General features: G+C 70.9%; 10 protein-coding genes and 1 pseudogene. 10 read left to right on the plus strand and 1 reads right to left on the minus strand.

Annotated features, from left to right (window positions below; all coding sequences use genetic code 11):
* Positions 1 to 514: pseudogene (locus R2N01_RS09800) on the minus strand (hypothetical protein); the annotation flags it as partial.
* Positions 515 to 795: 281 nt separating this feature from the next.
* On the opposite strand from R2N01_RS09800, the gene asnB reads away from it, so the two are divergent.
* From asnB to R2N01_RS09850, 10 genes are all read left to right on the plus strand, one after another.
* Complete coding sequence (gene asnB / locus R2N01_RS09805) at positions 796 to 2706, plus strand: asparagine synthase (glutamine-hydrolyzing) (RefSeq protein ID WP_316670674.1); 1911 nt, start codon at positions 796 to 798, stop codon at positions 2704 to 2706.
* Positions 2707 to 3228: 522 nt separating this feature from the next.
* Entirely contained in the window at positions 3229 to 4047 is an 819-nt protein-coding gene (locus R2N01_RS09810; RefSeq protein WP_316670676.1) for a sorbitol-6-phosphate dehydrogenase subunit, read from the plus strand.
* Positions 4048 to 4137: 90 nt separating this feature from the next.
* Positions 4138 to 6048 (plus strand): PRD domain-containing protein, encoded by a 1911-nt coding sequence (locus R2N01_RS09815; RefSeq protein ID WP_316670678.1) that lies wholly within the window; start codon positions 4138 to 4140, stop codon positions 6046 to 6048.
* Position 6049: 1 nt separating this feature from the next.
* Positions 6050 to 6640, plus strand: coding sequence for a transcriptional regulator GutM (locus tag R2N01_RS09820; RefSeq protein WP_316670681.1), 591 nt, complete (start codon positions 6050 to 6052; stop codon positions 6638 to 6640).
* Complete coding sequence (locus R2N01_RS09825) at positions 6637 to 7185, plus strand: PTS glucitol/sorbitol transporter subunit IIC (RefSeq protein WP_316670682.1); 549 nt, start codon at positions 6637 to 6639, stop codon at positions 7183 to 7185. The genes R2N01_RS09820 and R2N01_RS09825 overlap by 4 nt, the downstream gene beginning before the upstream one ends.
* Before the next feature lie 19 nt (positions 7186 to 7204).
* On the plus strand, positions 7205 to 8287 hold the full coding sequence (locus tag R2N01_RS09830; protein ID WP_316670684.1) for a PTS sorbitol transporter subunit IIB: 1083 nt from the start codon (positions 7205 to 7207) through the stop codon (positions 8285 to 8287).
* Between the two features lie 108 nt (positions 8288 to 8395).
* Positions 8396 to 8755 (plus strand): PTS glucitol/sorbitol transporter subunit IIA, encoded by a 360-nt coding sequence (locus tag R2N01_RS09835; RefSeq protein WP_316670685.1) that lies wholly within the window; start codon positions 8396 to 8398, stop codon positions 8753 to 8755.
* A 4-nt stretch (positions 8756 to 8759) separates the two neighbouring features.
* The gene (locus R2N01_RS09840) at positions 8760 to 9032 is read left to right on the plus strand and encodes an HPr family phosphocarrier protein (RefSeq protein WP_316670688.1); all 273 of its coding nucleotides are present in this window, start codon (positions 8760 to 8762) and stop codon (positions 9030 to 9032) included.
* Between the two features lie 486 nt (positions 9033 to 9518).
* Entirely contained in the window at positions 9519 to 9989 is a 471-nt protein-coding gene (locus tag R2N01_RS09845) for a hypothetical protein (protein WP_316670691.1), read from the plus strand.
* A gap of 142 nt (positions 9990 to 10131) precedes the next feature.
* Positions 10132 to 10820: alcohol dehydrogenase catalytic domain-containing protein (locus tag R2N01_RS09850; RefSeq protein WP_316670693.1), on the plus strand; the 689-nt coding region annotated here is incomplete at its 3' end.

Here is a 10820-nt window from a genome sequence, read left to right on the forward strand (position 1 = left end):
TGTCGAGGCCGACGCCGGCGACGGACCGCCCGGCGGCGCCGAGCGAGGTTCGACTGGCGACGGCGCGCGAGCCGGCCAGCGCGTCGTGGAGGAGACGGTGGAGGCGGCCGGTGCACTGGCCGCGCTCGGAGGCGAGCTCGTAGGCCCGGCGCAGCTGGCCGGCGACCTGCTTGTCGCCGATGACGGCGGCCCGCAGGCCCGAGGCCACCTCGAAGACGTGCTGGACGGCGTCGTCGCCGGCGGCCGCGCGCAGCCCGGACAGGGCCCGCTCGTCGACGCCGGGGATGAGCTCGCGGGCCAGGGCGGAGAGCCGCTCGCGCAGCAGCTCGGGGTCGAGGGAGTCGTCCGTGTCGCAGATCAGCTCGAAGCGATTGCACGTGGACAGCAGGACGGCCCCGGCGACGGCCGCCTGCCGCGACATGAGGACGCGGGAGAGGTCCCCGCCGCCGGACAATGCGGCCAGGGCCGCCAGCGGGGCGGTCCGGTGGTCCACACCGATGACTTGGATGCGCACGCGGGAATATTAGGCCTTGACAGGGCGAGAACGTGAGTCCCGAAAATGGCGACATCCCGTCGCACGCACGGTTTACGGGCAGGAACAGTCCCGAATTATGCCCTTGGCTGTATCGAACGATCCCACGTTCCGACCGCCCCGCGGGCGGCCGCGGGCCCCGGAGCCGGGCCGTGCAGGCGGCGTGCGCGGCGATCCCGCCCACGGGCCCGGGGCGCATCGGCCATACTTGGGGGAGCGGCCTGCTCCCGGCGCCGCGGCACCTGCAGGAAGGCAGTCATCCCGTGTGCGGTTTCACGACGTTCATCTCCACAGGAACCCTGCGCGACGAGCGCGTCGACCAGGTGCGGGCGGGGATGGCCCAGCAGCGCCACCGCGGCCCCGACGACACCGAGGTCTGGCACGACGACCGCGCGGTGATGGGTTTCAACCGCCTGTCGATCATCGACATCGAGAACTCCGGCCAGCCGCTGCGCTGGGGCACCCCCGAGGAGCCCGACCGCTACTGGATGGTCTTCAACGGCGAGATCTACAACTACCTCGAGCTGCGCGCCGAGCTGGCCGAGCAGGACGGCGCCGTCTTCAGCACCGAGGGCGACGGCGAGGCCATCGTCGTCGGCTACCACTACCACGGACCGGCCTGGGTCTCGAGGCTGCGCGGCATGTTCGCCTTCGTCATCTGGGACGCCAGGGAGGAGAGGGCCTTCGGCGCCCGCGACTACTTCGGCATCAAGCCGCTGTACACCGCCACGACGCCGGACGGCTTCGCCTTCAGCTCCGAGGCGAAGAGCCTGCGCGGGCTCGCCGGCGCCGCCGAGGTGAATGCGCGCGCCCTGCAGCACTACCTGGTCCTGCAGTACGCGCCCGAGCCCGAGTCCCTGGACGCCCGGCTCACCAAGATCGAGTCCGGCTGCTCATTCACCGTCGAGGACGGCCGGGTCGAGCAGACCCGTTACTTCCACCCCGTCTTCGACTCCAGACCGGTCACCGGCGCCGAGGCCCAGGAGGAGCTCTACGACCGGATCGCCCGTGTGCTCGACGACTCGGTCGCCAAGCACATGCGCGCCGACGTGACCGTCGGCTCGTTCCTGTCCGGCGGCATCGACTCCACCGCGATCGCGGCCCTGGCCAAGCGCTACAACCCCGACCTGCTCACCTTCACCGCGGCGTTCCGGGCGGAGGGCTACTCGGAGAACGACGTGGCCGACGAGTCCGCGAGGGCCATCGGCGTGGAGCACATCACCCGCTGGGTCACCGAGGAGGAGCTCACCAGGACGCTCCCGCTGATCATCTGGTACCTCGACGACCCGGTCGCCGACCCGGCCCTGGTTCCGCTGTACTTCGTGGCCAACGAGGCCCGCAAGCACGTCAAGGTCGTCCTGTCGGGCGAGGGCGCCGACGAGTTCTTCGGCGGCTACACGATCTACCACGAGCCGGTCTCGCTGGCCGGCTTCGAGAAGATGCCCGCCGCCCTGCGCCGGGGGCTGGGCGCGGTCAGCCGGGCGCTGCCGGACGGCATGCGGGGCAAGGACATGCTGCGCCGCGGCGCCCTGCGGCTCGAGGACCGCTACTACGGCAATGCCCGCATCTTCCGCGAGGAGCAGCTGCCGGGACTGCTGCGCACCTACGACCCGTCGATCAGCTTCCACGACGTCACCGATCCGGCGTACGCGGCCTCGCGCGGCTGGGACCCGGTGCAGCGCATGCAGCACGTCGACCTGTTCAGCTGGCTGCGCGGCGACATCCTGGTCAAGGCCGACAGGATGACGATGGCCAACTCGCTGGAGCTGCGCGTGCCGTTCCTCGACAAGGAGGTCTTCGAGGTGGCCCGCCACATCCCGATGAGCGAGAAGCTGGCCGTCGGGACCACCAAGTACGCGATGCGCAGGGCGCTGGAGCGGATCGTCCCGGCCCACGTGCTGCACCGCCGCAAGCTCGGCTTCCCGGTGCCCACCCGCGTCTACCTCGAGGGCGACTCCTACGCCTGGGCGCGTGACATCATCATGAGCTCCCCCACCGACGAGTTCATCGATCCACGGGCGGCCATGAGGCTCCTCGACGACCACCGCGCGGGCGTGTCCGACCACTCCCGCCGGGTGTGGACGATCGTCTGCTTCATGCTCTGGTACGACATCTTCGTGGCGGGCACCATCGCCCCCGAGGTGCCGCGCCCCGAGTACCCGGTCCGGCTGTAGGGCGCTCGGGGCCCGTCCGGCCCGGTCGGCGGGTCCCGCCCCTGCCTCGTGTGCGCGGGTCGCCGGTTCTGACGACGGCGGTGAGGGCATCGCGAATGCGGCGAGCGGCCCCTCGGTCGGCCCTGCGCAACCAGCGCACGGCATCCGGGCCGCGCTCGACGCCCCCGCGTCGCGGGGCGGGGTCCGGGGCATCGGCCGCGGGGCCGCCCCCGAGGCCGAGTTCCTCCTCGGCCCTCCGAGCGGGGATGGCTCCGATCGCTCCAGAACGGTGGGCCGCGGCTCGCCCGGCGATGGCCACCGTGCCGCCCAACGACCCGTCGCCCCAGCCCGACAAAGCCTTCGACGGCCTTCTGGCCAGGGAATTCGGGAGGAAACGACCCGGCGGCCGGGAGCGGGGCGACCGTTCGTCCGGTCTTTTTCCGAGAACCGGAAACCCGGTAGCAGAAGAAGCCGTTCACGGCACCGGGCACCGACCGTACCGTCGGTTCCGTCACCGCACGAGCAGCTGGAACGGAGCCATCAATGCCATCAACGACGAAGACGAACACGTGGCTGGAACTCGATGACCGGGTCGTCATCGTCACCGGGGGCGACTCCGGCATCGGCGAACACATCGTCGGCGGCCTGCGCGCCGCCGGCGCCCGGGTCGCCTGCCTCGACCTGGCCGTCACCGACGGGGTGGACGAGGCCAGCGGCGTGTTCAACGTGAGCGCCGACGTCACCGACGCCGCGGCCGTCGAGGCCGCGGTCGCCGCGGTCGAGGAGCATTTCGGCAGGATCGACGTCCTGGTCAACAACGCCGGCGTCAACCAGCCGCGGCTGCTCGTCGACGCCAGGGGCGAGGCCCCCCAGTACGAGCTGGACGAGGAGGCATTCGACTTCATGGTCGGCGTGAACGTCAAGGGCGCGTTCCTCATGACCCAGGCCGTGGCCCGTCGTCTCATCAGGGCCGGCAAGGGCATCGTCATCAACATCACCTCCGAGGCCGGCTCCGAGGGCTCGAGGGGCCAGTCGGCGTACTCGGCCACCAAGGGCGCTCTCAACGGCTTCACCCTGTCGTGGGCCAAGGAGCTCGGCCCGCTGGGCATCCGCGTCGTCGGCGCCGCTCCCGGCATCCTCGAGCCCACCGGCCTGCGCAGCCCCGCCTACAATGAGGCACTCGCATACACGCGCAACACGACCGTCGAGCAGCTGTCGCCCGACTACAGCAGGACCATCCCGCTGGGTCGTCCCGGCACGCTCGACGAGGTCGCCGACATCGTGTGCTTCCTCGCATCGGACCGATCCGCGTACATCACGGGCACGACCGTCACCGTCACCGGCGGGAAGTCGCACGGCTGATCCGCGAGATCCACCGCTCCGTGCCGGCCGGCACCGGCCGGCACGGAGCGGACCACTGCAACGACGCACGCTCGACCGAGCAGGACCACCGTGAACAGACGAGCAGAGATTCTCCTTCACCTGGAGCGGCATCTCTCGGCCGGCCCCGAGGCGCTCCAAGACCGTCTCGGGGTCGGCGCGAAGACGATCACGAACGACGTCCACGAGCTGAACTCCGTCCTCGGCAGGGCCGCCCAGGTGCGACTCGACCGGGGCCGCTACCGCCTGTGGGTGATCGACCGCGACCGCTACGCGCTGCTGCGCACCGAACTCGTCGACGGCTCCGCCTCCTTCAACGACCCCGGCACCCGTGGCGGCCACATCATCGCCCGCCTGGCCCGCGCCACCGGCCCCGTCCTCGTCGACGACCTCGCCCGCGAGATGTCGGTGGGCCGCTCCACCGTGCTCAACGACCTCGGCACCCTGCGCGAACGCAGTGCCGCCTACGGCATCACCATCGCCGGACGCCCGAACCGGGGTCTGGAATGGCACGGCGACGAGCTGAGCCGGCGCCTGTACATCCTCGACCACCACTACCCGGCCGTCTACTCCGGCTACCCGATCGACGAGCCCCTGCTCGAGCCGGTCGACCGCATCGCCGCCGAGTACCGGGTCCCGATCCCGTCGATCCAGGAGATCACGCGCTGGTACACGGTGATGCTGGACCGCACGCTCACCGGTCATCCGCTCAGCGCACTGCCCGACGGCTACGAGGCCGTCCGCCGGGACGGCGCCCACGACTTCGGCGTCCGGCTCGTCGCCGCGGTGAGCGCGGTGCTGCAGCTGCCGGTGGACGACAACGAGGCGGTCTTCATGACACTGCCCGTCATCGGCATGCACACCCCGCACGACCAGCGTCGCCTGAAGCGCTTCCCCGCCTCCGCCGAGATCCGTCCGCTGCTGGGGAAGATCCTGCCCGAGATCGCCGCCCAGATGGGCATCGAGATCCCGGCCTCGACGATGCTGACGGCCTTCGCCCACCACCTGACTTTCATGATCAACCGGCTGCGCTTCGGCATCCGCATCGGCACCGGCCCGAGCACCGACCTGCGCAGCGCCTACCCGGTGGCCCATCAGATGGCCACCATCACCGCGCAGGTCATCGACCGCGAGCTCCGCCTGGCCGTCGGCGACGACGAGAAGCAGCTTCTCACCGGCTACTTCCAGGTCTTCATCGAGGAGCACCGCACACTCACCGCACCGGCCTACCGGGTCGGCGTGGTGACCCGCGGCGGCGGGGTCTCGGCCCGGCTGACGCAGCTGGAGCTCGCGAAGGTGATGGCCGATTCCACCCGGTACACGCTGCTCGGCCCCGACGAGGCCACCGCGGACGTCCTGGACGGTCTCGACCTGGTCATCACCACGACCACCCGGCCACTGCGCACCTCGACGCCGACGATCCGCCTGGCCGAGGTCTTCGACCGCGACGAGCTGCTGCGCCACATCAACCGGCTGCGCTTCGACCGGGGCGTTCAGGTGATGCTCGGCGCCGGCACCCGCTCGCTGCTGGCCGGTCTGCTCACCGGCGAGCGTTTCACGGTGCTCGATCCCGGTCCGGACTACGAGGAGCTGCTCGCGGTGATGCTCGACCGGTTCATCGCCTCCGGGCAGCTGCCGGCCGGGTTCGACGCACGCATCCGCGAACGCCAGGAGCGGGCCACCATGCTCATCAGCCCCGAGGTGGCCTTCCCCCACGCGGCCCTGCCCGACGGCGCGGACAGGCTCGTCCTGGCCATCGGCGTCGTACCCCGCGCCGGGGACGAGGAGGGCCTGCGCCTCATCGTCCTGCTCGGCGTGCCCGCCAAGAACGACTACGACGACACGCTGCTCGTCGACATCTACGACGAAGTGATCCGCCTGGCGGCCGACCGGGCCGGCCTGGACCGGATCAGCCGCTTCACCTCGTACGAGCAGTTCTTCCTCTACATGACGAACAACCCGGCCCATCTCGAGGAGAGCTGACATGAATCTCTGGTTCCTCCTCATCGCACTCGGCGTGGCCCATCTGGGCCAGATGTACTTCGCCAGGATGCAGATGAGGAACTTCTCGGCGTCCTACGGCGCGCTGCGCAGGCGCGGCAAGGTGGCGATCGGCAAGCGCAAGAACGCGCTGAGCGCCGGCGCCATCGTCATGCTGCTGCTCGACGAGGACGGCATCGTCGTCGAGGCCACGGCGATGTCGGGCCTGACCGTCCTGGCCCGGTTCAGGCCGCTGGCCGGCGTCACCGGCCGGCGCATCCGCGACCTCGACCCGGCCTCGCTGCGCGGCTGCCCGAAGGGCCTGCGGCTGGCCGTCGAGAACGCCCGGAGCAATTGGATCACGGTCCGGGACGGCGGCGTCCCGGAGGAGCCGCTGAGCCCGCTCGGGCGTCTCCTCGCGAGGCTGCCCGGCCCCAGGGCGGGCACGGCCCCGCAGCAGGCCCCCAGCGGTCGGCCCGGGAAGAAGCGGATCATCGCCGTCCGGGCACGGCCCGCCGCGACCGACGTCGTCACGGCCACCGGAACGGCCGTGAGGCCAACCCGACTCACTCGACTGGAAGGAGTGACTCCATGAACATCGTCGTCAGGGCGGCCGAGTGGTTCATCGGCCTGTTCCAGCAGGGCGCCAGCACCTTCATCAGCTGGATGAGCACGACCGTTCCCCTCGTCCTCGTCCTGCTCATCTTCATGAACTCCCTCATCGGCATGATCGGCCAGGACCGCATCAACGCCCTGGCCCGCCACGCGTCCGGCAACCCCGTCAGCCGCTACATGATCCTGCCGTTCGTCGGCGCCTTCATGCTGGCCAACCCCATGGCCCTGTCACTCGGCCGTTTCCTGCCCGAGTTCCACAAGCCGTCGTACGCGGCCGCCGGCATGCAGTTCTGCCACACCAGCAACGGCGTGTTCCCGCACATCAACCCCGGTGAGCTGTTCATCTGGCTCGGCATCGCCAACGGCATCACCGAGCTGGGTCTGCCCACCATGCCGCTGGCCATCCGCTACCTGCTCGTCGGCCTCGTCATGAACTTCGTCGGCGGCTGGAGCACCGATTTCATCACCCGATGGGTCGAGAGGCAGCAGGGCGTCCGGCTCGGCCGCGAGCTGAGGACCGCTTGAGCGGGGGAAGGAGTTCTCGATGACCTACCAGGTGATCACCATCGCGCACGGCGCCTCCGGCTACGGCGGCCCCCTGACCATCAAGGCCGAGGGCGCGAGGAACAAGATCGTCTACATCGTCGGCGGCGGCGCCAAGCCCGAGGTCGTCGACAAGATGGCGGAGCTGTCGGGCATGGAGGCCGTCAACGGCTTCAACACCACGGTTCCGGACGAGGAGACGGCGGTCGCCGTCATCGACTGCGGCGGCACGCTGCGCTGCGGGCTCTACCCGAAGAAGGGCATCCCCACCGTCAACGTCATGCCGACCGGCAGGGCCGGCCCGCTGGCGCAGTTCATCAACGAGTCCATCTACGTCTCGGCCGTCGGCCCCGACCAGGTGAGCCTCGCCGGGTCCGGCGCGGTGCCGGCCGGTGCCGCCGCGGGCGCGTCCACTGCGGCCGGCACCGCAGAGGGCGGCGCCCGGACCGCCGAGAGCACGGCGGCCACGGCGGAGGCCGAGGGCGACGGCGAGGTGCGCTACTCGTCCGGGATGAAGGTCTCCGAGTCACTGGCCCGGAAGAGGAACAAGAACCTGCTGGAGAGGATCGGCCTGGGCGCGGGCAGGGTCATCGCCATCTTCTACCAGGCCGGCCGCGACGCCATCCAGACGATGATCACGACGATCCTGCCGTTCATGGGTTTCGTCGCCATGCTCATCGGCATCATCCAGGGCTCCGGCCTGGGCGGGTGGATCTCCCGGACCCTGTCGCCGCTGGTCGGTTCGGGCCCTGGCCTGCTCGCCCTCGGCTTCATCTGCTCGCTGCCGTTCCTGTCGCCGCTGCTCGGCCCCGGCGGGGTCATCGGCCAGGTCATCGGCACGCTCATCGGCGTGGAGATCGGCAAGGGCGCCGTCAACCCGGGCCTGGCGCTGCCGGCCCTGTTCGCCATCAACACGCAGAACGGCTGCGACTTCATCCCGGTCGCCCTGGGCCTGGCCGAGGCCGAGGCGGAGACGGTCGAGATCGGCGTCCCGGCCGTGCTCTACTCCCGCTTCGTCAACGGCGTCCCGCGCGTGGCCGTGGCCTGGCTGGCCTCCATCGGCCTGTACGCCGGCACCAGCTGATGCGCTCGGCTCCCCGGTCCTGCGCGCCGGGGAGCCCGGAGCGGCGCCCGCGCATCTCCCCCGCGCATCGAACACGAGAAACCAACCCGACCCCACCAGGAGATCGACATGGCTCAGATCTACACCACCACCGTCAAGGGCATCGGCCCCGAGGCCGCCTCGTTCGCCGACCAGGGCATGTACGTGCTGTTCGGCGCCGGCGCCCCCGCCTCGCTCGCCGACTTCTGCTTCACCATCGACATGAACCAGTCCACCGCCGACATCGAGCCCGGCGACCGGCTCGTCATCGACGGCGCGGCCTTCCCGATCACCGCCGTCGGCGGCCTCGTGCGCAAGAACCTGGACGGCCTGGGACACATCACGATCAACTTCGACGGCGCCGAGCAGGCCCAGTTGGAGGGCACCCTGCACGTGCAGGGCCGGCCCCCCGCGCTGACCATCGGCTCGACGATCTCGATCGAGGGCTGAGCCCGTGATCAGCCGGCCCGTCACCATCAGCGACCCGCTCGGGGTGCACGCGCGCTCGGCGGCCCTCCTGGCCCGCGCCGCCGAACAGTTCGAGTCGTCGCTGTGGCTGAGCTGCCACGGCGAGCGGGTCTCCCTGGCCCGCCGACTCGATGTCCTGGCCCTCGGCGTCGGGCAGGGCGACGAGGTGCTGGTGCTCGCCGACGGTCTCGACGAGGCGGAGGCCCTCGAGGCCATCGCCGACCGGCTCGCGCACGGTGTCGAGCCGTTCGACGGGTGACGCCGGGGCATTCCCCCGTCCCCCTCCGTCCTCCCGCACCCCTCGCCCTGCGCGAGCACCGCGGACATGTGCGTGGTGCTGGAAACGGCGCGGTGTTCGCGCAGGTGGGGGTGCGCCTGCGGGGCCGAGGCTCATTCGCGGGCGGGGCGGGTCCTCCCGGAGGGGGCTGTCCCGGCGGCGCGCCCGAGAATAAGCTCAGGGGGCCCTCAACGAAAAAGAGCCCCATGCCCGGCGCATCCCGTTCCGGCGTCTCCCCCGCGCCGGCAGACGATCCGTCCTTCGTCCGCGTCGATCGGCTGACGAAGAGCTTCGGGCAGGGCGAGGCCCGCGTCACGGTGCTCTGCGAGGTCACCCTGAGCCTGCGCCGCGGCCACCGCGCGACGCGCCTGCCCTTCCGCACCAGATTCCGCCTACTCCTACACGCTGACCGCGCCGGTCGACCTGGCCGGCACCGGCACCGGCCTGCTGGACAAGACAGATGTCGCAGTGGACGAGGTGCTCACCCTCACCGACGAATGCACCGGGCAGGAGCACCGACTCACCGTCGCGGGCACCCGGGGCAACAGCACGGATGTGCGCGTCTGCATGTCCCGCGAGGCGCTCAACGGGATGCTCGGGCGCGACGCCGGCTCCTTCAACGGCTATCCGTCCGACGCCGCGCTCGACCTGCCGGAGGGCTCCGTGGCCAGCACCATGACCGAGCAGGACGCGCGCACGGCGACCCTGACCGTCGCCACCTCCCTGCTGGTGAGCCCGGCGCTCGTCATCGGCGCCCTGAAGCGGGGCATCGCCCGCGTCTTCATCGGTTACGACGCGAACTTCGTGCTCACCGTGCCCGCGGCCATGGTCGCCGAGGAGATCACCATCGCCTTCGGCGCCTATTCACTGGTGGCCGGGCCGCACCCGCTCCACGTGCGCCGGATCCCGCTGGGCGAGGCGCTGCGCCTGCAGGAGTGAGCGGGCCGCCCCGGGGCCGTCCGGGATGCGCGGGCAGCGGGACGGATTTTCCCGGAACGCCTAGCCTGGACATGCCGCCCCTTGTCCGGGGCGGCATTTTCCCATACCCATGATCAGAGGAGATCACCACATGGACGAGACCATGCGCGGCGTCATCATGCACGCACCGGGCGATGTCACGGTCGAGGACCGTCCCATCCCTCACGTCGTCGATCCCACTGACGCCGTCCTCAAGGTCGAGATCGCCTGCATCTGCGGCTCCGACCTGTGGCCCTACCGCGGGATCCAGCCCGTCGAGGAGTCCCCGATGGGCCACGAGTACATCGGCACCGTCGTCGAGACCGGCTCCGATGTGAAGAACATCAAGGTCGGCGACTTCGTCGTCGGCTCCTTCTGCCTGTCCGACAACACCTGCGAGATCTGCGCCTCCGGCTACCCGTCCCGCTGCGTCAACGGCGGCTTCATGGGCGACACGCAGGCCCAGTACACCCGCGTGCCGCAGGCCGACGGCACGCTCGTGGCCGTCCCCGGCGGCAAGCCCGAGGACCCCGGGGTCCTCGCCTCCCTGCTGGCCGCCTCCGATGTGCTCGGCACCGGATGGTTCGGCGCGGTCGCCGCCGAGGCCGGCCCCGGCAAGACGGTCGCCGTCGTCGGCGACGGCGCGGTGGGCCTGTCCGCGGTCCTGGCGGCCAAGGCGCTCGGCTCCGAGAAGGTCATCGCCTTCTCCCGCCACGAGGACCGGGCCGCCCTCGCGCGCGAGTTCGGCGCCGACGTCGTCATCGCCGAGCGCGGCGAGGAGGGCGCGGCCAAGGTCAAGGAGCTCACCGGCGG

The sequence above is a fragment of the uncultured Propionibacterium sp. genome (assembly GCF_963539965.1).
Classification (GTDB): Bacteria; Actinomycetota; Actinomycetes; order Propionibacteriales; family Propionibacteriaceae; genus Propionibacterium.